General features: G+C 54.7%; 24 protein-coding genes. 16 read left to right on the forward strand and 8 right to left on the reverse strand.

Translation table 11 applies throughout. The features are described 5' to 3' along the window. Positions 1-139 precede the first annotated feature (139 nt). On the reverse strand, positions 140-1,288 hold the full coding sequence (locus THINI_RS11595; RefSeq protein WP_154724405.1) for a TAXI family TRAP transporter solute-binding subunit: 1,149 nt from the start codon (positions 1,286-1,288) through the stop codon (positions 140-142). A gap of 272 nt (positions 1,289-1,560) precedes the next feature. Then, on the reverse strand, positions 1,561-1,959 hold the full coding sequence (locus tag THINI_RS11600) for a hypothetical protein (RefSeq protein WP_002708769.1): 399 nt from the start codon (positions 1,957-1,959) through the stop codon (positions 1,561-1,563). 59 nt (positions 1,960-2,018) lie between these two features. Here THINI_RS11600 and THINI_RS11605 point away from each other — a divergent pair, with 59 nt between their 5' ends. Then, positions 2,019-2,981, forward strand: a complete 963-nt coding sequence (locus THINI_RS11605) for an alpha/beta fold hydrolase (RefSeq protein WP_050988041.1) — start codon at positions 2,019-2,021, stop codon at positions 2,979-2,981. 6 nt (positions 2,982-2,987) lie between these two features. Here the strand turns inward: THINI_RS11605 and THINI_RS11610 are convergent, their stop codons facing one another. Then, positions 2,988-3,749, reverse strand: a complete 762-nt coding sequence (locus THINI_RS11610; RefSeq protein ID WP_002708771.1) for a HesA/MoeB/ThiF family protein — start codon at positions 3,747-3,749, stop codon at positions 2,988-2,990. A gap of 183 nt (positions 3,750-3,932) precedes the next feature. On the opposite strand from THINI_RS11610, the gene exaC reads away from it, so the two are divergent. Further along, positions 3,933-5,453 (forward strand): acetaldehyde dehydrogenase ExaC, encoded by a 1,521-nt coding sequence (exaC, locus tag THINI_RS11615; protein WP_002708772.1) that lies wholly within the window; start codon positions 3,933-3,935, stop codon positions 5,451-5,453. A gap of 70 nt (positions 5,454-5,523) precedes the next feature. On the opposite strand, the gene THINI_RS11620 is transcribed toward exaC, so the two are convergent. Continuing rightward, positions 5,524-6,030, reverse strand: a complete 507-nt coding sequence (locus THINI_RS11620; RefSeq protein WP_002708773.1) for a disulfide bond formation protein B — start codon at positions 6,028-6,030, stop codon at positions 5,524-5,526. A gap of 45 nt (positions 6,031-6,075) precedes the next feature. After that, a complete protein-coding gene (locus THINI_RS11625) occupies positions 6,076-6,390 on the reverse strand; it encodes a hypothetical protein (protein WP_040839407.1) in 315 nt (104 codons plus the stop codon). 130 nt (positions 6,391-6,520) lie between these two features. On the opposite strand from THINI_RS11625, the gene THINI_RS11630 reads away from it, so the two are divergent. From THINI_RS11630 to THINI_RS11655, 5 genes are all read left to right on the forward strand, one after another. Then, the gene (locus tag THINI_RS11630; protein WP_002708774.1) at positions 6,521-6,895 is read left to right on the forward strand and encodes a UPF0175 family protein; all 375 of its coding nucleotides are present in this window, start codon (positions 6,521-6,523) and stop codon (positions 6,893-6,895) included. Then, positions 6,892-7,416, forward strand: a complete 525-nt coding sequence (locus tag THINI_RS11635; RefSeq protein ID WP_002708775.1) for a PIN domain-containing protein — start codon at positions 6,892-6,894, stop codon at positions 7,414-7,416. Before THINI_RS11630 ends, THINI_RS11635 begins: the two co-directional genes overlap by 4 nt. A 207-nt stretch (positions 7,417-7,623) precedes the next feature. Next, positions 7,624-7,995, forward strand: coding sequence for an HVO_A0114 family putative DNA-binding protein (locus tag THINI_RS11645; protein ID WP_002708776.1), 372 nt, complete (start codon positions 7,624-7,626; stop codon positions 7,993-7,995). A gap of 1 nt (position 7,996) precedes the next feature. Further along, positions 7,997-8,362 (forward strand): TfoX/Sxy family protein, encoded by a 366-nt coding sequence (locus THINI_RS11650; protein ID WP_002708777.1) that lies wholly within the window; start codon positions 7,997-7,999, stop codon positions 8,360-8,362. Next, positions 8,359-9,375 (forward strand): protein adenylyltransferase SelO family protein, encoded by a 1,017-nt coding sequence (locus THINI_RS11655; protein ID WP_002708778.1) that lies wholly within the window; start codon positions 8,359-8,361, stop codon positions 9,373-9,375. Before THINI_RS11650 ends, THINI_RS11655 begins: the two co-directional genes overlap by 4 nt. Here THINI_RS11655 and THINI_RS11660 read toward each other — a convergent pair. Then, complete coding sequence (locus THINI_RS11660) at positions 9,370-10,548, reverse strand: helix-turn-helix domain-containing protein (protein ID WP_002708779.1); 1,179 nt, start codon at positions 10,546-10,548, stop codon at positions 9,370-9,372. The genes THINI_RS11655 and THINI_RS11660 overlap by 6 nt on opposite strands. Positions 10,549-11,016: 468 nt before the next feature. On the opposite strand from THINI_RS11660, the gene THINI_RS11665 reads away from it, so the two are divergent. From THINI_RS11665 to pqqB, 3 genes are all read left to right on the forward strand, one after another. Next, entirely contained in the window at positions 11,017-12,237 is a 1,221-nt protein-coding gene (locus THINI_RS11665) for a porin (RefSeq protein WP_002708780.1), read from the forward strand. 205 nt (positions 12,238-12,442) lie between these two features. Further along, complete coding sequence (pqqA, locus tag THINI_RS27300) at positions 12,443-12,517, forward strand: pyrroloquinoline quinone precursor peptide PqqA (RefSeq protein ID WP_154724557.1); 75 nt, start codon at positions 12,443-12,445, stop codon at positions 12,515-12,517. A gap of 4 nt (positions 12,518-12,521) precedes the next feature. Then, a complete protein-coding gene (gene pqqB / locus THINI_RS11675) occupies positions 12,522-13,439 on the forward strand; it encodes a pyrroloquinoline quinone biosynthesis protein PqqB (protein ID WP_002708781.1) in 918 nt (305 codons plus the stop codon). 19 nt (positions 13,440-13,458) lie between these two features. Here pqqB and THINI_RS11680 read toward each other — a convergent pair whose 3' ends face one another. Together THINI_RS11680 and THINI_RS11685 are read right to left on the reverse strand one after the other, a co-directional pair. Next, complete coding sequence (locus THINI_RS11680) at positions 13,459-15,246, reverse strand: AAA family ATPase (RefSeq protein WP_002708782.1); 1,788 nt, start codon at positions 15,244-15,246, stop codon at positions 13,459-13,461. A 206-nt stretch (positions 15,247-15,452) separates the two neighbouring features. Then, positions 15,453-17,240, reverse strand: coding sequence for an AAA family ATPase (locus THINI_RS11685; protein ID WP_002708783.1), 1,788 nt, complete (start codon positions 17,238-17,240; stop codon positions 15,453-15,455). 159 nt (positions 17,241-17,399) lie between these two features. Between THINI_RS11685 and pqqC the strand changes: the two genes are divergently transcribed. The 6 genes from pqqC to THINI_RS11715 all read left to right on the forward strand — a co-directional run bounded on the left by pqqC (position 17,400) and on the right by THINI_RS11715 (position 22,937). Further along, positions 17,400-18,143, forward strand: coding sequence for a pyrroloquinoline-quinone synthase PqqC (gene pqqC / locus THINI_RS11690; RefSeq protein ID WP_002708784.1), 744 nt, complete (start codon positions 17,400-17,402; stop codon positions 18,141-18,143). Beyond that, positions 18,136-18,405: a pyrroloquinoline quinone biosynthesis peptide chaperone PqqD gene (gene pqqD / locus THINI_RS11695; RefSeq protein WP_002708785.1), complete on the forward strand. Its 270-nt coding sequence runs from the start codon at positions 18,136-18,138 to the stop codon at positions 18,403-18,405. Before pqqC ends, pqqD begins: the two co-directional genes overlap by 8 nt. Continuing rightward, positions 18,398-19,519 (forward strand): pyrroloquinoline quinone biosynthesis protein PqqE, encoded by a 1,122-nt coding sequence (gene pqqE / locus THINI_RS11700; RefSeq protein ID WP_002708786.1) that lies wholly within the window; start codon positions 18,398-18,400, stop codon positions 19,517-19,519. The genes pqqD and pqqE overlap by 8 nt, the downstream gene beginning before the upstream one ends. 101 nt (positions 19,520-19,620) lie before the next feature. Continuing rightward, entirely contained in the window at positions 19,621-21,372 is a 1,752-nt protein-coding gene (locus THINI_RS11705; RefSeq protein ID WP_002708787.1) for a PQQ-dependent methanol/ethanol family dehydrogenase, read from the forward strand. 79 nt (positions 21,373-21,451) lie between these two features. Then, positions 21,452-22,000 (forward strand): cytochrome c-550 PedF, encoded by a 549-nt coding sequence (pedF, locus tag THINI_RS11710; RefSeq protein WP_002708788.1) that lies wholly within the window; start codon positions 21,452-21,454, stop codon positions 21,998-22,000. Positions 22,001-22,070: 70 nt separating this feature from the next. Next, positions 22,071-22,937 (forward strand): substrate-binding periplasmic protein, encoded by an 867-nt coding sequence (locus THINI_RS11715; RefSeq protein ID WP_002708789.1) that lies wholly within the window; start codon positions 22,071-22,073, stop codon positions 22,935-22,937.

Genomic DNA, 22,937 nt, shown 5'->3' on the forward strand with positions numbered 1-22,937 from the left:
GAATACTGAATCACTTTTTATTTTTTCTAATCTGTCAGCAAAGTCTTTAAAAATAGGTACTGGCTGACCACCTGCAAAAACTATGGCATCCGCATTCCCATCAGAAGATACAACTTGGCAAAAGCCTTCTTTTATATCATTATCTAGGGGGAGTTATTTTGATATGCAGCAGATCAAAAAGTCTCTCGGCTGTAATACGACTGCCTAGTTTTTCGCTGCCAAGGACAACCCGTTTATTTTCTAGTTTACTTATGTCTTCGATTGTATTTTTTGCAAAGACATGTATTTCCTCTGTGTATAATTTGGATGCTGATGTTAATAACCCACTGTTTTCTGTATCTAAGATGTCTCCTTTGGCGAGACCTATGGCTGCATCTGCTGTTGATTTTAGCATTTTCAGACTTTCTACACCTCCTCCTGTTTCTATTACATTTATTTTTAAACACTTATCTCTATCGCCGACACGACAGTTGTTTTCTGTCCAGTCATGTTCTGCCCATTGGCTAATATCTTTAGCTATCTCGAAGTAAGTACCTCCTTTAGGGCCTGTAAGAAAGGGCAATGGCTGTTTAATCCAATAATCATACCTATTGTCTTTGCTGGCATCTAGCTGATTGGCTGGAATTCCTGGGAGGGGAGAGTAAATGTTTTTAACTTCTTGGCGGCATTCTGCAAGTGTTATTTGTTGTGGTATTGGTGTAGACGTAACCTGATTATTCGAGGAAGAGGGTAATGGAATTACTATTTTTGTAGGTGGTTCTTTTAAATAAAGATATAGCAAATATGTAGCAATAAAACCTAAAAAAAATAAAAGCAACAACCATTTAGTAAGGTTTGAGTTATTATTTTGATGTGTATTTTTGGTATAAGTTGGCATGTCAATCAGTTCGGCACGGAGATCAAATGCATAACCATCAAACTTGCCTTTTAAAATATGAACTGTGTCAAGATTGTCAATTAGCAGTTGTTTATTTCGACCTTGGCATTGTTCACTCACATTGTTAAGTTTTATTGCAAGCTTTACAATATTGGGTTGATTGGCATATCTAGTTATTAAATTCAGGGAGGTCGATTGTAATTGGGATAATTCTTGTAAAGGATGCTGATTGTCTTCTAGTTTTAGAATAGCTTTTCCGAGTACTTCGCCTATCCCAGCAAAAATGTTTGCCAAATCTTCTCTTTGAGCTTTACTTTGGTTTTTTAGAAAAGCCACAAAGTCGGGAGTGGTCTTCATAAAATTTAATAATAGACTGAGAGCATCTGTTCCCGTTACCATGGCTTTATCCAATAAATACTCAAACGCGCTTAAATTTAAACATAAATCTCTTGTAAAATACACAAAATTCCTTGATTAAACATGTGGATATTATTGATATATTTTATTTCCAATAAAATGGGGGTTGTTAAGTAAAATATACTCACGACAATCCAAAATTCGGTTTCCTCAAAATTAATAACTCATTGATAATCAAGTGGTAATAGAAGGTAAGGAAACCGAAAGCTGAATTGCCGAAGGTATAGTTGTGCGGCTAATTTGTGTTCTCCAATTTGCCAACACTTTCAGATCGACTTTCTGTTCGAATGCCCATCGATTTCAGCGGGCTGCGGCAGCACGTAGCTGATCGTCACGCCCTTCATGCGCAGCGCCACCAGCAGCGGGGTGGAAAGGCTTTCCGGCAGGTACAGGCGGTAGCCGCCGAAGAAATAATGGTGCACGTCCAGATACAAGGTTTCCAGCAGGAAAGCCGGTGGATTCGCGCCATTCAAGGCTTGCAGGATGGGCAACACCGGCGTGCGTTCCACATCAGAAAAATACAGCAGGTTGCGTTCCCGGTTGAAAAAAACGTGGTTGACGCCAAGATAATAGAAAATATCCTTTTCGCTGGTGCTGGCCGGTAAATCACGCCGCTGGCAGGGCACATTGGCCGTATTGCGGACACTTTGCGGAACCGGCTGCATGTTGGCCTCCCAACGGTGGAACGGAATGCTTGGCTGTGGTGTAGTGTAGTGTACCACCCATGATCAGGAATGATGTCAACATGCTGGAAGAAAACCTACTGGCGACCACCTACCCGCACCGCATCCACTACTCGGTGTTCGGCAACCCTGACGGCATTCCCCTGTTGTTCATCCATGGCGGCCCCGGTGCGTATGCCCGCCCGGAACACGCGCAATTCCTGTGCCCGCAACATTTCCGCATCATCCAGTTTGACCAGCGTGGGTGCGGGCGTTCCCTACCGTCCGGCAGCCTGTTGTACAACTCGACCTTTCACTTGCTGACTGACATGGAAGCCTTGCGTAAGCATTTGGGTATCGAGCGCTGGGTGGTGTACGGCGGCTCCTGGGGTGCAACGCTGGCGCTGGAATACAGCAAGCGCTACACCACCCAGGTGCTGGCGCTGTTGTTGCGTGGCTCGTTTCTAGGGCGCAAAACGGACTGGGACTGGTTCAGCCAGCCGGATGGCGTCGCGCAATCCATCCCCGAGGCTTACCGGCAGTTGCGGGCAGCATTGCGCTGTGAACCTGATGATGACATTGCGGATGCTTTGCACAGACGTTTGTTTGAGGCGGATGCTTCCACCGAAACGCTCTACCGTTACGCGCTGGCGTGGGATGCGTGGGAATCTGCCGTGATGGGCTTGCCTGCCCCCGGCTTTAACCCGGATGCAAGTGTCTGGCAGTCGCGTATCAACAGCATCCGGATCTACGCCTATTATGGCTTGCATCGCTGGTTTTTGCCTCCGGAAGGCGTGTTGCCGGGGCTGGAACGTATCCGCCATATTCCGGGCGCGATTGTGCATGGCTTGCAAGACCGTGTGTGCCAACATGCCGGTGCGGCCTTGCTGGCGGAGAAGCTTCCCCGGATGCGCCTGAAAAGCATTGAGGCCGGTCACGGAATGCATGAAAGCGTCATGCAACAGACCGTACAGCAGGCGGCAAACTCGTTATTCGCCTACCTGAGCAGCAGCAAGGTGCTGTAACACTGCTCAGACCGGCTCACGTTCAATCGCGCCGCAGACCGGGCAGTTGGGGTCACGTGGCAGTTTGAACCCCATCCATTCCATCGCCTGCCCGTCGAACAGCAGCACCCGCCCGGTCAGGGTCTGGCCGTTACCGACCAGCAGTTTGATTACCTCCAGCGCCTGCATACTGCCGAGGATACCGAGTAGCGGGCCGACCACGCCGTTTTCGCTACAGGTTTGTGCGAGGCTTCCCACCTTGCCGTAGAAGCAGTGGTAGCAAGGGTTTTCGCCCAGCCAAGGTTGGAATACGCTGATTTGCCCTTCCCAACGGATAGCGGCGGCGGATACCAGCGGCTTGCGGGCAGCCACGGCGGCGCGGTTGATCAGCAGGCGGGAATTGAGGTTGTCGGTGCAATCCACCACCACGTCAACCTGCTGCATTTGAGCCAGCAAAGCCGCTTCATCCAGTCTGGCGGGGATGGTTTCGACCATGATTTCCGGGTTGAGGCGGCGCAGGGTTTCAGCGGCGGAATCCACCTTGGGCTGGCCGACCTTGGGTGTGTCGTGCACGATCTGGCGTTGCAGGTTGGTCAGGTCAACCACATCCGGGTCGCACAACACCAGTTTGCCGATGCCACTAGAGGCGAGGTACATGGCAACCGGTGACCCCAGCCCGCCGATGCCAAGAATCAGTACGGTAGCGGCATTGAGCTGTTCCTGCCCTGCCAGATCAATCTGCGGCAGCATGATCTGGCGGCTGTAGCGCAGCAATTGTTCATCTTCCATCGGTATCCCTCCCCATTGTGTTCAGTGTATTCCAACATGCCGGTCTGGGCGCGTCTTCCCACCTTTTACCAACCTTTTCATCAAAAGGCATGAATCCCAACCTTTTTCCAACCTTTGCATTTTAACTTATCCACAAGGGGACAATCCCGACCTACCAAAGACCACTAGAGAGAGGAAACAAACATGCAATACGCAAACCCGAATACTGAAAGCGCGGTCATCAACTTCAAGGAACGCTACGGCAACTTCATCGGCGGGCAATGGAAAGAACCGGTCAACGGCGAATACTTCGACAATATTTCCCCGGTCAATGGCAAGCCATTCTGCCAGATTCCACGCTCCACGGCGGAAGACATCGAACTGGCGCTGGATGCAGCCCACGCCGCCAAGGACGCCTGGGGCAAAACCTCCGTCGCTGCCCGTTCCAACATCCTGCTGAAAATCGCTGACCGTATCGAAGCCAACCTGGAAAAGCTGGCCATCGCCGAAACCTGGGACAACGGCAAAGCCGTGCGCGAAACCCTTAACGCTGACGTACCATTGTCTGCTGACCACTTCCGCTACTTCGCAGGCTGCTTGCGGGCGCAGGAAGGCACAATGGGCGAAATCGACGAAAACACCGTCGCCTACCATTTCCATGAACCACTGGGCGTGGTCGGGCAGATCATTCCGTGGAACTTCCCGCTGCTGATGGCGGCGTGGAAACTGGCCCCGGCACTGGCGGCAGGCAACTGCGTGGTGCTGAAACCGGCTGAACAGACCCCGGCTTCCATCCTGGTACTGATGGAGCTGATCGAAGACCTGCTGCCACCGGGCGTACTGAACATCGTCAACGGTTTCGGCGTGGAAGCAGGCAAGGCGCTGGCCACCAGCACCCGTATCGCCAAGATCGCCTTCACCGGCTCCACCCCGGTCGGCTCCCTGATCATGAAATACGCCGCCGACAACATTATCCCATCCACCGTGGAACTGGGCGGCAAATCACCCAACGTCTACTTCGCTGACGTAATGGATCACGAAGACGCCTTCCTGAGCAAGGCGGTGGAAGGCGCGGTACTAGCGTTCTTCAACCAGGGCGAAGTCTGCACCTGCCCATCCCGCCTGCTGATTCAGGAAGACATTTACGAAAAGTTCATCGGCATGGTGGTCGAGCGTGCCGCCCTGATCAAACGCGGCAACCCGCTGGATACCGACGTCATGGTCGGCGCGCAAGCATCACAGGAGCAGTACGACAAGATTCTGGAATACATCCAGATCGGTAAGGACGAAGGCGCGGAAGTCATCACCGGCGGTTCAGCCGAACAACTGGACGGCGACTACTGCGATGGTTACTACATCAAGCCGACCCTGCTGAAAGGCACCAACAACATGCGCGTGTTCCAGGAAGAAATCTTCGGGCCGGTCGTGTCTGTAGCCACTTTCAAGGACGAAGCCGAAGCGCTGGCAATTGCCAACGACACGGAATTCGGCCTGGGCGCAGGCGTGTGGACCCGCGACATGAACCGCTCCTACCGCATGGGCCGCGGCATTCAGGCTGGCCGCGTGTGGACTAACTGCTACCACCTCTACCCGGCACACGCAGCCTTCGGTGGTTACAAAAAATCCGGCGTAGGCCGTGAAACCCACAAGATGATGCTCGACCACTACCAGCAGACCAAAAACCTGCTGGTCAGCTACGACATCAACCCACTGGGTTTCTTCTAAAACTTTCCTCCTCAAGCGGTGTGCGTGGGTCGGGTTAGCCTGACCCACGCTTTTTTACACCAATAACTGATCAGTAACGGGAAGTACCCGTCCATTGCAACTTGCCAAACAATGCCCACGCCGCCACAGCCAATGTGGACAGGAAGGAAACCAGCGCCCAATTGGCCAGTGACAGCCCCAGGATCACCAGTTCCTCGTCTTCACACAGACCCGTTACCTCGAACAGGCTGGGGATGTTGTCGCTCAGGAAATAAACCAGTTGCTCAATCAGGTTGGGTTTGGCTCCTGCGCAAGAGGCGTCACCGGGTGGTAGCAGCTGCAACCAGGTTTGATAGCCCGCCACGCTGGTACCGACGCCTGCCAGCAGCAGCACCATCCCACCCCAGATTTTTTCCAGAAAACCCGCCGCCGCCAGCAGGCCAAATACGCCAATCAGCATGAACAGCAAGCGCTGGAAAATACACAGGTAGCAAGGGTGCAGGTCAAGCATGGCGGTCAGGATCAGGCTGGCTACAGCCAAACCCATTGTGCCCACCCCGACGGCCAGCCAGATAAGTTTACGGTTTATTGTCAGCATTGTTTTGGTTTCCTTGTATCCATACTTGTTGTGTCATGTGATTGATTAACCAGACGTGAAAATTATAGCAGTTTTGCCGCCAATGCTACCGCTTTGCGCTGCACGGATTCCGGCAGCTCCGCATGAGGCCGTTGGCTTACCAGCCCGGTAAACAGGCTGCCGACGGTATCCGCGCCGATCGTTTTGGCCGTCTGTTTGAGTTGGGAATGCGTACTGTACACCCACCGCCCCAGCAAACCCGGAGCCGCGCAAGACGACACCAGCGCAGCCTTTTTCGGCGCTGACTTTGCCTTGCGCAGGTGTGGCGCAGGTAATCCCGCCGGGGCGGTAGGAACCGTTGATGATGAGGATTTGTTTCATGTGCATTCCTCCCTGACGCTACTTTTCCAGTCTACGCGACCTGTAACCGTGACAGGGCGACATAAAGCAAGAGAACAGCAGCAGAATATGCCATACTAGAAACAAGTTCCTACATTAAAGGAGAACTTTCATGCAGGTTGTGAATATCCGTCAGCTTAAAGCCAATCCATCGGTCGCTTTGCGTGAAGCCAAGCGCGATCTGGTCATGGTGACAAACCGCGACAAACCTGATGCGCTGCTGGTCAGTATGGAACAACTTTCCGGCATCCCCAATCTTGATCAGGTACGGTTGGTATTGGGTGTTTCCATGTTCCGCGACAAACAGCTTTCCCTCTCTGCTGCCGCCAAAGTAGCAGGCAAATCCCTGTCTGAAATGCTGACTATTGTTTCTGAAATGGGCATTCCCGTAGTCGATTATTCAGAGGAAGAACTCGACACTGAAGTCAGAGCCGCCGAGCAACTCATCAAAGAACGCCACGCCAAACAAAAAGCCGAGGCTGCATGAGCAACACCGTTGTGATTGCGGATGCCAGTCCGCTGATTGCGCTTGCGCGTATCAATCACCTCCACTTATTACCGCAACTTTTCAGCGAAGTTTTCATGACAGAAACCGTCAGGCAGGAAGTCGTTTCCGGTGGCAACTTCGCAGACTCAAAGCCTGTAGAACAAGCCATCAAAGCCGGATGGTTACAGGTTAAAAAACTACCCGAAAGTCAGTATAAGACCGCCAACCAATTGTTATTGGATGGGCTTGATCCGGGTGAAAAAAGCTCAATCCTGTGGGCACTGGAATTGCAAGATAATGGGCAACTCACCCGCCTCATCATCGACGACGCCAAAGGCCGCGCAGCAGCACGCCGGTTATCACTGGAACTGATCGGCAGTGCCGGTATCATTGCCACTGCCAAACGGCTGGATCTGATACCCCATGCCCGTCCGTTGTTGGAGCAGTTACGGGCGTCGGGTTATTATTTGTCGCAGACGGTGGTGGATGCCGCCTTGAAAATTGCTGGGGAAAAATCTTAACCACCGTCACTTATTATTCCCATAAGATACGCATTCGCCCTTTTTTTGAACAGCACCACGACATAGCAACGCTGGAAAGCTGTCTGGCTACCAAACCAGATTGACGAGACGTGATTGGCGTTGTCACAATGTCGATGCACCAGTAAAAAACCATGCCCAAGAATCGCACTGTCATGGCCGATGTAGCGGAGTACAGGAGGCAATACCATGACCAACACTAAGCGCACCCTCGAAATCAAAATCCTCACTGAAGAGCAGGCCATGCAAGCCTCAGCCCCCCGTTTTCTGGATGCCTGGAACAAGGGTGAATACGCCGGTGAATACCTGACCTTCACCTCCCCCGGCATGTTCTTTGAAGTGATCAACGCCCGCCGCTGGGATTTGGTGGTCAAGCTGCAAAAGCTGGGCAAAACCAGCATCCGCGAGCTGGCAAGGCAGGTGCAACGCGATGTACGTCGGGTGCACGATGACATCAAAATCCTGATCGAACACGGCATTGTGGAACAGGATGCGGGCGGAGTTTTCGTCCCTTACGATGAAATCCATGCCGATTTCACCCTGACGGCGGAGGCAGCATGATATGCCCAAACAAAGCGAATACGTCACCTACCTGCTCGAACTGCTCGCCCCGCTCGGGCAGGTTTCCGCCCGCGCCATGTTCGGTGGCCACGGCATTTACCGCGATGACGTGATGTTCGGGCTGGTGGCCTACGAAACCCTTTATTTCAAGGTCACAGCAGATAATCAGGCTGACTACGAACAAGCGGGCAGCCAGCCGTTCAGCTACAGCAAGAAAGATGGCAAGGTCGCGGTCATGTCCTACTGGACGGTTCCCGCCGACCTGCTGGAAGATCAGGATCAACTGCTGGAATGGGCGCGCAAGGCATACAACATCGCCCTCAAGCACAAAGCCCCGCTCAAACGCGGCAAGAAAACCAAGGCATGAAACAGCTGGCCGAACTCAACCTCCAGCAGCATTTCCATGATCTGGGGGATGGGTTCTATGCCGGACATCAGCCGCAAGGCTTGCAACAACCGGAACTGGTACGCGCCAACCCCGCCGTGGCGCAACAACTTGGCCTTGACCCTGCCGAATTCGACACGGATTATTTCCTGCAAGTCTTCAGTGGCAACGCGCTGCTGCCTGGTAGCCGCCCGCTGGCGCAAGCCTACGCCGGGCATCAGTTCGGCAACTTCAACCCCTTCCTCGGCGATGGCCGCGCTGTGTTGCTGGGGGAGGTGGAAACGCCCACCGGATTATTCGATATTTGCCTGAAAGGCGCAGGCCGCACCCCCTACGCCCGCAACGCCGACGGGCGCGCCGGGCTGGACGAATGCCTGCACGAATACGCCACCAGCGAACGGCTGGCGGAACTGGGCGTGCCCGCCGCCCGCTGCCTGTGTGTAATCAAGGGTCAAGGGCTGGTGTACCGGCAGGGTTTTGGGCCGGAAGCCATGCTCACCCGCATTGCCCCCAGCCATGTGCGTTTCGGCAGCTTTGAGAATTTTTACTACCAGCGCAACACCACAGCCTTGCGGGCGCTGGCCGATCATGTGCTCAGCTGGCATTTTCCCGAATGCGTGGATGCGGGGGAAACAAAATACGCGGCCTTGTTCCGGGAAGTGGTGTTGCGCACGGCGCGGCTGATGGCGCACTGGCAGGCGGTGGGGTTTGTGCATGGGGTGATGAACACCGACAACCAGTCCATCCTTGGACTGACGCTGGATGTGGGTCTGGGTGGCTTTACCCCGGAACGTGACCCGGATTGCGTGGTCAACCCGGCGGATGAAAAAGGCCGTTATGCTTTTGGCCAGCAGCCACTGGCCGGGCTATGGAACTGCAACGTGCTGGCGCGCGCACTTTCACCGCTCATTGCCGCCGCTGAGTTACGCACCGCCCTGCAAGCCTACGAGCCGGAATACCTGCGGCATTACGCTGCCCTGACAAACAACTCATAACTTGCCCGCCGACGCCAGCTCAGCCAGCCGTTCACGCACCAGTTCACTACCGGCTGTGCTATGGCACAGTTTTTCCATCAGCAGGGAAGGATCCTGACAGGATTCCAGCGCCTTGCCCATGACCGCATCAATGCAGTGCCGCCATTCCTCCAGTTCCGGCGACTCGGATTGCGGCAGGAATGAACCACGGTACAGTGAAAAGGCTTCGCTGGTGCGTTGCTGACGCAGGGTTTGCCACACCTGGATAAAGTCGGCCCAGGCCGGAATCAGCAAGCGATAGGGGCGCGAACCGATTTGCCCGTCCAGCACCCGGCGCAGGTGTGAGAGTTCCGATTTCAAGGTGGCGGTGGAAACCGGCGAGTCGCCATACAGCGCGGCGTGAAAGCCTTCCAGGCTTAGCCCTTGCGGGTTCAGCGCCAGCAGGCAGAGGATTTCCACCTGCCGCATGGGCAGGTTCAAGGGTTTACCCCTGAACAGCACCCGGGGTTGCCCGAGGGCATGGATTTCCAGTTCGGCGCGCGGCAGGTTCTGGGGCAAGCCGGTAGCGATGGAACGCGCCAGCTCCGTGACTGCCGCCTGCCCCAGTGGCGTGTGGCGGTTCCAGGTGGTGGACATATCCAGGATGCCGACGCATTCGCCGGATTGCGGATGGATGATGGGCGCGGCGTAACACACCCAGTCATGCACAAACGGCAGGTAATGTTCGGATGAAAACACCGTGACGGAACGGCGCAGTTTCAGCGACAGGCCCACCGCGTTGGTACCGACCGAACGTTCATCCCAATGCCCCCCAGCGGTGAAATTGACGGATTCAGCGCGGCGCTGCATGTGGCTGCTGGCAAAAGTCCACAGCAAGCGTCCGCACGGGTCGGCAATGGCGGCGACCAGCTCGCCTTCCCTGGCCAGTTGCATCATCGCGTCCTGCTCACGGCGGGCGGCTTGGCAAAGCTGGGATTCCTGCCAGAGCTTGGCGGCAGTGTATTCGTCATCCGCAGGTGCGTGGGGTTGTCGTGGTTTGATGTGTTGGGCGCTGCGTAACCAAGACGACATGATGTCATCACGCACGTTTTCCGTTTTGACAAACGGGCTACCCGCCACAAAACGGCTCCATTGGGTTTCAATGTTGGTACGGCGCTGTGACAGGGGGCCACCTGTCAAATTTGCCTGCTTCATCCGCCTCCTCCTGCGTCAAAGCGTTGTGGTGATCAGGAAATAGTCTTACCTACCTTTTCCCAACCTCCTGTTGCGTAGTATCTGCCTTAACATGCTGATTACGCTATTGTACTGGGTGTTTTATCGGAGAATATCATGTAAATTTGTGGATTAAAAGACTGTTAAACAATTGTTGCATAACCGGATTGATGTAATGAAAGGGTCATCCGTAGGTTTTGTTTCGGGTTTTAATTTCAGGCTCTCTTTTTTTTAAACGGGAGCTATTTCTGTTTATTAATTAAAAATTTATACATAAAAATCATGTAATTATGAAATGGCATTTTAAATAGACTTGTTTTGTTGTGCTTGCCATCATTATTTTCCGAAAGCTTTAAGCAATTACCAACCTTTTTCCAACCTGAAACATTTAAACATCGTCTCCACCCGGCGTATTCAGGGTAAACCAGTAAATAGAATGGAGAGGATGATATGCGTAAAAAACAGATTGCATTAATGGTGGCAGCCATTGTGGCCGCCAGTTCCCTGTCAACGGTATCTGCCGCCACTTGGCAGGCAGGTGATTGGGAGCTGGGTCTGGGTGGCAACGTCAATACTTTCTACACCGTGACCCAGTGCGACAGCGGTGATCTGGGCGCTAACGGCGGAACCATGGCGGGTCTGGCGTGTGCGGATCTGGATACGGGAACGGTCGCCGACGGTAATACCCACAGCGTTTCCAATGGTCTCCTGCCCGCCTCCCTGAACTTCAGCGCCAAGACCAAACAGAACGGTTATGACCTCAGTGGTAACGTCAATGTGTATTACGGCATGGCTTCGCAGGACACCAACGGGTTGGCAGGCGATGCGCTGGACTTTTCCACGGTCGACGCCCGTCAGGTGTACCTGACCTTTGGCAACGACAAGATGGGTACAGTCAAGGCCGGGCGTGATTTCGGCCTGTTCGGGTTTGACCCGATCATCAATGACATGAGCCTGATCGGCAATGGCGCAACCTTTGCTTCCGCAGGCCCTGGCCACACCACCTTGGGCGGGTTGGGTTATGGTTATGTGTATACCGACCGTCTGGCACAGATCAACTGGACTGCACCGAAGAAGGGTGGCGTTGAAGCGACCGTGGGCGTTTTCAACCCGCTGGATGGGGTGGAATCCAACGGCTCCTCCACCCGCGATGGCGGGCAGCCGGGCATCCATGGCAAGGTCAGCTACGATTGGGACAAGGGCAACGGCGTGAAAGGCCGCGTGTCAGCCAGTGCCCTGAGCCAGAAAGTCCAGTTGGCCAACGGCGACAAGCCCAGCATCAATGGCGCGGACATCTTCGCCAAGGTGGATATCAACAATACCAGCCTCGCTGGCTCCTATTACCAGGGCAAAGGTATGGATACGCTCGGTCTGGGCGGTATCATTTTCCCCGGTTTCGACAGCACGACGGGGGAAGCGGAAAAGTCCAAGGGCTACATGGCGCAGGCCAGTTACAAGATGGGTAACACCAAGTTGGGGCTTAACCTTTCCCAGAGCAAGCAGACCAATCTGACCAAGGTCAAGAACGACAAGGTGACGGTAGGCGTGTACCACAACCTGACCGACAGTTTGACCCTGATTGGCGAGGCATCCAGCCAGAAGAGCAATCTGGATGGCGTGGGTACCGACAAAACCGGCAGTGTCGCGGTGGGGGCGATGTTGTCGTTCTGATGTTTCCCTACACCACGGGCTGTTTTTCAGAGCGGCAGCCGGTGGTTTCAATCTGACACTTCCTCCTTGTGCCGGGGCGACTCCTTTACCCGGCATTTTTTTTGGGCTGGCGGCGGCGACCTACCTTTCCCCAACCTCACATTGGCATAATGAAAACTCGATCAACCTACCAATGGAAGAGGAGACATCATCCATGAAAAAGCCAATGAAATGGACAAAGCCTGCATTCAAGGAAATGCGTTACGGGTTTGAAATCAACCTGTACATCATGAACCGCTGATCCCTTGTTTGTACTGGTGCTTGGTTCTGCTGCGGGCGGTGGATTCCCGCAGTGGAACTGTAACTGCCCGATGTGCGAAGGGGAACGCACGGGCGTCATCAACGCCCATGCCCGCACCCAGTCTTCCATCGCGGTATCCACTGACAAGGTGAACTGGTTGCTGGTGAATGCCTCGCCTGACATCCGCACCCAGCTCAACGCCAACCATCAACTGTTGCAACCTGCCCGCCAGTTACGCGACACCGGCATTACGGCGGTGATGCTGGCTGACAGCCAGATTGACCATACCACCGGTTTGCTGATCCTGCGCGAAAGCCCCAAGCCGCTGGAATTGTATTGCACCGACAGCGTGCACGAAGACCTGACCACCGGCTTCCCGGTATTGAACATGCTGCAACATTACTGCGGCGTAAACCGTCATGTGCTGCCTTTGGATGGCACAGCGTTCAGCATTCCCGGCCTCGATAACCTGCGCATCACGCCGGTTGGTTTACACAGCAAAGCGCCACCGTATTCCCCACACCGTCATGATCCCGGTATTGGCGATAACGTGGGGTTTTGGTTTGAAGACACCGCAACGGGCGGCAAGCTGTTTTACGCGCCGGGTCTGGGCGAAATCGAGCCGCACCTGCAAGCCTTTTTCGCCAATGCCGATTGCGTGCTGGTCGATGGCACTTGCTGGACGGATGACGAAATGCTGCGCCGTAACGTTGGCACCAAACCAGCGCTGGCAATGGGGCATCTGCCACAATCTGGCAAGGGCGGCATGATGGAATGGCTGGCGAATTTCCCGGATGTACGCAGAATTCTCATCCACATCAACAACACCAACCCGATTCTGGATGAGGGTTCGCCGGAGCGTGCGGAACTGGCGGCTGCGGGGATTGAGGTTTCCCACGACGGGATGCTGCTGGCGTTGTAAAACCCTGTCGCAGAAGGCATTAGCACGCTTGCCACAGCACCCGCTCAAACCCCAGCGCCACCACAGCCAGACAGTGCAGGCGGTCAGGTTGCTGGTATTTTGCTTCCAATGCCTGCCGGTAATCCCGCAACTGAGCCAAAGCCGCCTGCATCGCTGTTTGCACCGCAGGTAATGTCGCCAAGGTTTCACGGGATTGGTTACGCACTTGTTCCGCCGTGAGCGTGGCGTCCGCCAGTGATACGTATTTGAATTCCAGCACGATGTCTTTCAGCAGTGGGAAACGCCGCATATTGGGGCGGATGATCATCAGCAAGTCGGAATAACGCCGCTGAATCACCGCTTCCGAATCCATGATGTAATACAAGTCGTTGAACAGCAGCGTCATGAAGGCCGTTTTCACCGTGAGTTCGTTGCTCCAGCGGTAATCGCGGTTGCTGAATACGGCAAAATATTTGTTCTCGACGAATTCGACCAGGGGCTGCAAATCAGCCGTCTGGTAGAAGTTTTCTGCCAAGTGTTGCGCGGTTTGCTGGTCTTCAAAGCGTGGCAGAGTTTGTTCCTTGAGTTGCTCAACGTACAAGCCACGGATCACCAGATTGGGAATTGCCAGCACTAGCCGCCCCATGCCATCCACATCCGCTATCGTCAACACCCCAAAAAAATACAGCAGGGAGAGCATGTAGGCCGGGTCGTGTTGCACCCGTTGTAATTGTTCTACCCCGAAGCGGGTTTCCAGTTGCCGCAAGGGGGTGGTGCGGGTTTCATCCAGAATTTGGTCAATCACTGCCGCACCGGCTGGCAGGTTGGCAATGTAACGGATACGCCCCGCATCCATCGCCAGATTGCCATCGAGCATTTGATCGGGCAATTGGGCTTTTTTCTGGTAATGGCGTAAGGCGTAAAAACACAAGGTTGGATTATAGACAGTGGTTTGGGTCAAGTCCTTGCAGAAACGGTAGCCATTGTAAAAACGGCGCAGGGTTTCCATCACCTCGGCAACGTGTGTCTCGGCTAAACCATGCCCTTGCATGATTTGTTGCACCAGCCCCTGTAGTTCCGCTTCCGGGATGCCACAGAGGGAGTTGAAGTCTTCATCCAGATAAATGCTGGTGGCGACATTGTAGCCGCTGGTCATGTCGCTCAATACCACCGGGGACACGCCCGTGATGAATACCCGTGAAATTTTGCTCTCAGTAGCACTGGCCTTGATCACCTTGAACAAGGTTTTCAACACGCCCTCGCCTTCCAGCAGGTCGTGGTAACGCACCCGGTCATGCGGGTCACTGGTGAGGATTTCATTGGCGAAATTGTCGTATTCGTCAATCAGCAGATAGAGCGTATGCCCGCTGTTTTTCACACTGTTGGCTAAAGAATCAAAACTTGCCAGCGCATCCTCTGGATAAACCGTGATCGGAAACTTGAGGATTGCCTGATATTTTTGGGCGAAACCCTTGATGCACTCGTTCAGGTGGCGGAACAGGTTGCCAGTAATGGCGGCAAGATCACCCTGAGCCGACACTTTGGAAAAATCCCAACGCAGAATCAAGTACTGGTTACGTTCGGCGGTGGGCTTTTTGCCAATGGCAAGGTCGCCAAATAGCGTGGGAAATTCATCCGCCGCATACAAATCATAGTAGTTCGCCAACATTGACAGCAGCAAGGATTTTCCGAAACGGCGCGGACGCAGGAATACCAACTGATCCCCAGCGGCTTCCATCGCCGGGATGTGGGCAGTGCGGTCAAGGTACAACATACCTTGGGAGCGAATGCGCTGGAAATCACTGATACCGTAGGGAAACTGGATCATAATGTGGCAATATTTGGGTTGGGGTATGCAGAGAGTTTAGCACGGGCTATCACAAGTCTGAGGTCATTCATGCAACAACCTCTGCACAACTATCAACCTAACATAGCCCCATGATCCGCCAAGATGAATATAGCCTGAACACTTTATCATCAATGTACGGGCGTGCTCAACCATTAGCAATGGTTATTGGAGTGCTGGCAATTTCATCACAAGGCTTGCCACAGCACCCGCTCAAACCCCAGCGCCACCACAGCCAGACAATGCAGGCGTTCCGGTTGTCGGTATTTGGCTTCCAGCGCCTGACGGTAATCCTGCAACTGGGCCAAAGCCGCCTGCATCGCTGTTTGCACCACGGGTAAGGCTGTCAAGGCTTCACGGGATTGGTTACGTACTTGTTTCGCCGTGAGTTTGGCGTCTGCCAGCGACACGTATTTGAATTCCAATACGATGTCTTTCAGCAGCGGGAAACGTCGCATATTGGGGCGGATAATCATCAGCAGGTCGGAATAACGCCGCTGGATCACCGCTTCCGAATCCATGATGTAATACAGGTCGTTGAACAACAGCGTCATGAAGGCGGTTTTCACCGTGAGTTCGTTGCTCCAACGGTAATCGCGGTTGCTGAACACGGCGAAATATTTGTTCTCGACGAATTCGACCAGGGGCTGCAAATCAGCCGTCTGGTAGAAGTTTTCTGCCAAGTGTTGCGCGGTTTGCTGGTCTTCAAAGCGTGGCAGAGTTTGTTCCTTGAGTTGCTCAACGTACAAGCCACGGATCACCAGATTGGGAATTGCCAGCACTAGCCGCCCCATGCCATCCACATCCGCTATCGTCAACACCCCAAAAAAATACAGCAGGGAGAGCATGTAGGCCGGGTCGTGTTGCACCCGCTGTAATTGCTCCACTCCGAAACGGGTTTCCAGTTGCCGCAGGGGAGTGGCGTGGGTTTCATCCAGAATCTGGTCAATCACCGCCATGCCAGCAGGCAGGTTGGCAATGTAACGGATGCGCCCCGCATCCATCGCCAGATTGCCGTCGAGCATTTGGCGTGGCATATCACCGTTCTGCTGGTAATGGCGCAAGCAGTAAAAGCTCAAGGTAGGGTTATACAGCAAGGGCAGCGTCAACACTTCGCAAAAGCGGTAGCCGTTATAAAAGCGCCGCATCACATCCAGAATATCCACAACTTTACTGGCATCCTGCTGGTGAACTTGCAGAATTTGCTGCAATAGCAACGTCAGTTCGTCTTGCGTCACCCCGCACAAGGCATTGAAACGTTCATCCAGGTAAATGCTGGTGGCGACATTGTAGCCACTGGTCATGTCGCTCAAGACCACCGGGGATACGCCGGTGATGAATACCCGTGAAATCTTGCCCTCGGACGCACTGGCCTTGATCACTTTGAACAAGGTTTTCAACACGCCCTCGCCTTCCAGCAGGTCGTGGTAACGCACCCGGTCATGCGGGTCACTGGTGAGGATTTCATTGGCGAAATTGTCGTACTCGTCAACCAACAGGTAGAGGGTATGCCCGCTGTTTTTCACGCTATTGGCCAAAGAGTCGAAACTCGCCAGCGCATCCTCTGCATACACCGTAACCGGAAACTTGAGGATTGCCTGATATTTTTGGGCGAAACCCTTGATGCACTCGTTCAGGTGACGGAACAGGTTGCCAGTAATGGCGGCAAGATCGCCCTGAGCCGAGACTTTGGAAAAATCCCAACGCAGAATCAAATACTGGTTGCATTCGGCAGTAGGATTTTTGCCAATGGCAAGGTCGCCAAACAGCGTGGGAAATTCATCCGCCGTATACAAATCGTAGTAGTTCGCCAACGTCGACAGCAGCAAGGATTTCCCAAAACGGCGCGGGCGCAGGAATACTAGCTGTCGTCCAACCGTTTCCAAATCTGGAATAGCTACCGTGCGATCAAGGTACAAATACCCTTTTGTGCGGATAAGGTGGAAATCACTGATACCGTAAGGAAACTGGATCATAATGTGGCAATATTTGGGTTGGGGTATGCAGAGAGTTTAGCACGGGCGGCCACAAGTCCGAGGTCATTCATGCTGACTGATCCAATAACGTCTCAACCAACCTTTCTCCAACCCGGCCCATTCCATACTCAAAGTCAATCTGGGAGAGGAGATTGACTCATGACGACAGCATGGACACCTGCCGAATTTGAACAGCAGTTGCGCTCGCTCGGGCGCCATTACCACATCCACCACCCGTTCCAGCAGATGATGTACGCAGGTAAGCTGAATGCCGAGCAATTGCGCGGCTGGGTGGCGAACCGTTTCTACTATCAGGTCACCATTCCGCGCAAGGACGCAGCCCTGCTGTTCAATTGCCCCGACCGGGAAGTGCGCCGGATGTGGATTCAACGCATTCTGGATCATGACGGTGGGCCAGCCACCAACCACGTTTCCAACGGCGGCATCGAGGCATGGTTGCGCTTGGGCGAAGCCTGCGGCGTGCCGCGTGAGGAATTGCTCGACCAGCGCCATGTATTGCCGGGGGTGCGTTTCGCCGTCGACGCCTACATCAATTTCGTGCACTACGCTGACTGGCGCGAGGGCGTGTGTTCCTCGCTGACTGAACTGTTTGCACCGACCGCGCACCGCCAGCGTCTGCAAAGCTGGCCTGACCACTACCCCTGGATCGACAACGCCGGTTTGCAGTATTTCCGTAACCGCCTGAGCGAAGCGCACCGCGATGTGGATCATGGGCTGGCGCTGACCTTGCAGCATTTCACCACCTGTGAGCAGCAGCAACGCGCCCTGCACATCCTCAAATTCAAGCTGGATGTGTTGTGGACAATGCTGGATGCGATGTATCTGGCCTACGTCCAGCACATGCCGCCCTATTTCAACATTGCGGAGGCGGGAGATGAGTAACCTGAACGCCAAACCCGCACTCGCCCCCGGCTACCGTTTCCAGTGGGAACCGGTGCAGGACTGCCATGTGCTGCTGTATCCGGAAGGCATGGTGCAACTGAACGACACCGCCGCCGCCATCCTGGCCTTTTGTGACGGCCAGCGCAGCGTGCTGCGCGTGATTGCCGATCTGGAAAACGAATACGAGGCGGAAAACCTGCGCGAAGATGTGGTCAGCTTCCTCAACGAAGCGATTGAACGCGGGTGGGTGCGCTATGCCTAAACCACCCCCACCGCTGTGGCTGCTGGCGGAAATCACCCATTCCTGCCCGCTGCAATGCCCGTATTGCAGCAACCCGCTCAACCTCGTCCCCAAGAAAGACGAACTCGATACCGAAACCTGGTTGCGCGTTTTGCACGAAGCCCGCCAACTGGGTGCGGCGCAGCTCGGCTTTTCTGGCGGCGAACCGCTGGTGCGCAAGGATCTGGAAGACCTGATCGGTGAGGCGCGCAAACTCGGCTACTACAGCAACCTGATCACCTCCGGTATCGGCATGGATGGCGACCGGGTGGCACGTTTCCGTGAGCTGGGGCTGGATCACATCCAGGTCAGCTTCCAGGCCGACGATGCGGTGCTGAACGACTATCTGGCCGGTACGCAGGCTTTCCAGCACAAGCTGGAGATGTCGCGGGCGGTCAAGGCGAATGGCTACCCGATGGTGCTGTGTTTCGTCATCCACCGGCAGAATACCCACCGCATCCCGCAGATGCTGGAACTGGCGGCGGAATTGCAGGCCGATTATGTGGAACTGGCCACCACCCAGTTCGAGGGCTGGGCGCTGCTCAACCGCGACCACCTGCTGCCGACGCTGGAACAGGTGCGCGAAGCCGAGCGTGTCGCCCACGAATATCAGGAAAAACTCAAGGGCAGGATGCGGATTTACTACGTCGTGCCTGATTACTACGAAAACCGCCCCAAAGCCTGTGTCGGCGGTTGGGGGCGCGTATTCCTCGCGGTCGCGCCGGATGGCGTGGCGTTGCCTTGCCATGCCGCCCGCGACCTGCCGGGGTTGGAACTGTTCAACGTGCGTGAGCACAGCATGGAATGGCTGTGGAACGAATCCTCTACTTTCAACCATTTCCGTGGCGAAGGCTGGATGAAAGAGCCATGCCGCAGCTGTGACGAGCGTGAAAAGGACTTTGGCGGCTGTCATTGTCAGGCGTTCAAGCTGACCGGCGACCCGGCCAATGCCGACCCAACTTGCGCCAAATCACCGCACCATCACCTCATTGAGCAAGCGATTGACACTACCCGACTGGGTACACAAGCGCCTAGCAGACCCATGGTTTTCCGGCAACGACAAAAATCAAAAACGCCCAACCTTTTTCCAACCTGATGTTGGATAAGCTGTTTTTCAACACCTGCAAGGTCTGGGGAGAGCTGTTGCAGGCTTTAATCCGACAAATTGGCTTGATAGCTGGAGAGGAGATTCGATTCATGAAAACAGAGCGTTCATTCCGTAAAGCATTGCTCGCGCTGACCATTGGTTGCGCACTGAGTACGCCTACCCTAATGGCAGCGGTTACTGATCAGGATATTACCGACGATGCCAAAACCACCCATGACGTGGTGAGCTATGGCATGGGTTTGCAAGGCCAACGTTTTAGCCCGCTGGAAACCCTGAATACTGAAACCGTCAAAAACCTGGTGCCTGCCTACGTTCTGTCATTCGGTGATGAGAAACAACGCGGCCAGGAAGCTCAGCCGCTGGTCAGTAACGGCAAGATTTTCGTCACGGCCTCCTATTCCCGCGTGTTCGCTGTCGATGCCAAGACTGGCGAGGAACTGTGGCAGTATGACCACCGCCTGCCGGACGGCATCCTGCCTTGCTGTGATGTGGTCAACCGTGGCGGCGCGCTGTATGACAACCTGTTCATCTTTTCCACCCTGGATGCGCAACTGGTAGCGCTGGATCAGGATACCGGCAAAGTCGTGTGGAAGGAAAAACTGGATGACTACAAGGCTGGCTATTCCAACACCGCCGCGCCCATCGTCGTCAAGGGCAAGGTCATCACCGGCGTCTCCGGTGGTGAATTCGGCGTGGTAGGCCGGGTGGATGCGCGTGATGCCAAGACCGGCAAGCTGGTCTGGTCACGCCCGACCGTGGAAGGCCACATGGGCACACTGGATGGCAAGGACAACGGCATTACCGGCGAAACCAACAAGAGCTGGGAAGGCGACCTGTGGAAAACCGGCGGCGCGGCCACCTGGCTGGGCGGCACTTATGACGCCGATACCGACACCCTGTTCTTTGGCGCGGGCAACCCGGCCCCGTGGAACTCGCATTTGCGCCCCGGCGACAACCTGTATTCCTCCTCCATACTGGCGATCAACCCGGATGACGGCAAGATCAAGTGGCACTACCAGTGGACGCCGCATGACGGTTGGGATTTTGACGGCGTAAACGAATTCGTTTCCTTCGACCTGAAGAAAGAAGATGGCACGGTCATCAAGGCGGGCGGCCATGCTGACCGTAACGGTTTCTTCTACGTCCTGAACCGTGAAAACGGCGAGCTGATCAATGCCACCCCATTCGTCAACCAGATTACCTGGGCGAAGGGCATCGACCTGAAGACGGGCCGCCCTGAATACATCGACGCCAACCGCCCCGGTGCGCCGGAAGGCGAGAAAGGCAAATCGGTATTTGCCGCGCCGTCCTTCCTTGGTGGCAAGAACTGGATGCCAATGGCCTACAACCCTGGTACCGATTTGTTCTACGTGCCCGCCAACGAATGGGGCATGGACATCTGGAATGAGCCGGTCACTTACAAGAAAGGTGCGGCCTACCTTGGCGCGGGTTTCACCATCAAACCGTTGAACGAGGATTACATCGGCGCGCTGCGTGCCATTGACCCTAAAACCGGCAAGATTGCGTGGGAAGCCAAGAACAACGCGCCACTGTGGGGCGGCGTGCTGACTACGGCGGGCAATCTGGTATTCACCGGCACGCCGGAAGGCTACCTGAAAGCGTTTGATGCCAAGAGCGGGCAAGAACTGTGGAAGTTCCAGACTGGTTCCGGCGTGGTTGGCTGCCCGATCACCTGGGAACAGGATGGCGAACAGTTCGTAGCCGTTCCATCCGGTTGGGGTGGTGCGGTGCCATTGTGGGGCGGTGACGTTGCCGAGCGCGTCAAGCACCTGAATCAGGGTGGCAGCCTGTGGGTATTCAAACTACCCAAATCTGCCTGATCTCCACTGCGTTGGCGGGATAGTTTGGCTGTCCTGCCATTTTTTGGGGCAAAGCTTTTTGACTTGAAGGTATGTGATTATGCAAACGGTTAACTATTCTTTTTCTGGCTTTATGGCTGTATTGATACTGACTGGCGCTTCCCAGGCGTGGGCGCACGGTGATGTGACGCCGCAACCGGTTGATACATCCGCTCTGGAGCCGATCGAGAATACAGCGGAATGGCTGGAAACCAACCCCTATTCCGGCAATGAAAAGGCCGCCGAAATCGGCCACCACGCTTTTGCCCAGAACTGCGCGCGCTGCCACGGCATCGACGCGGTTTCCGGCGGTATCGCCCCTGACCTGCGTGAGCGTCTGCCACTGGGCGCGGAAGGCGACGAAATTTTCAAGGAACGCATGATCAATGGTGCTATCCGCAATGGCGTCACCTACATGCCCAAGTTTGAGGGGTTGATCGCGCAGGAAGGTCTGTGGGCCATCCGCACCTGGCTGGAAACTGTTTCTGTGGATGCACCGCCGAAGGATGAAGCCAAGGCGGAAGACGGCAAAACGGATGAGGCCAAGTCTGATGACAAAGCAGCGGCAGACAGTAAAGAAGCAGACAGCAAGACAGCCGAAAACAAGTAATTAAAGGCCACAAGATACCCTCTGCTGGCGGAGGGTATCGCCAATAATGTTGGGAGGAGGAGGCATTGAAATGTGGATCAGGACACTACAGACCTTAACGGCGACAATGTTGATACTGGCGTTGCCCGCTCACGCGGTGAGTCTGGATGATGTCAAGGCTAAGGGGACGCTGAGCGTTTCCCTGTACAAGGATTTTCCGCCGTATTCGTACCTGAAGGATGGCAAACAGACAGGCGTTGATGTTGATCTGGCCAGGGCACTGGCAGACAAGCTGGGCGTGGAAAGCGACATCCGTCTGGTCGGCGCGGATGAAAACGTCGAGGATGACCTGCGCAACAACGTCTGGAAAGGCCATTACCTCGGCAGCGGCGTTACCGACGTAATGCTGCATATGCCGTATGACCGCGAGTTTTCCAAAAAGGTGGATGAAGCCAGCTTCGTCGCGCCCTACCAACTGGAAAAGGTGGTGTTCGCCTTCAATACCGACAAGGTGGGCAAGCAACCCACCATCGCCAATTTCATGAGCGAACCCATAGGTGTGGAAATCGACACCCTGAGCGATTTCTACCTGTTACAGGCCATGCAGGGTGCGATCAGTAGAAACGTCCGTCATTATGCAAACCTGACCAAGGCTGCCGAAGCCCTCAAATCCGGAGAAATTTCCGGCATCATGGGGCCGCGTGGCGAGTTGGAAGGCATCCTTGCCACCCGTCCGGCCAATATCCAGATGCAAAGTCTGGTGACGCCCGGTCTGGCGCGCGGTAGCTGGGCCATGGGTATTGCCGTCAAAGCCGACATCAAGGGCAACCTAGGCAAGGAAGTCGACAAGGCCATGGCCGAACTGGTCAAGGATGGTACGGTGAAAAAGGTTTTCGAGGAACACAAACTCACCTATCAGCCACCAGCGGAAGCGTCCAATGTAACCACCAGCCAGTAA

Source organism: Thiothrix nivea DSM 5205 (assembly GCF_000260135.1).
GTDB classification, from domain to species: Bacteria; Pseudomonadota; Gammaproteobacteria; order Thiotrichales; family Thiotrichaceae; genus Thiothrix; species Thiothrix nivea.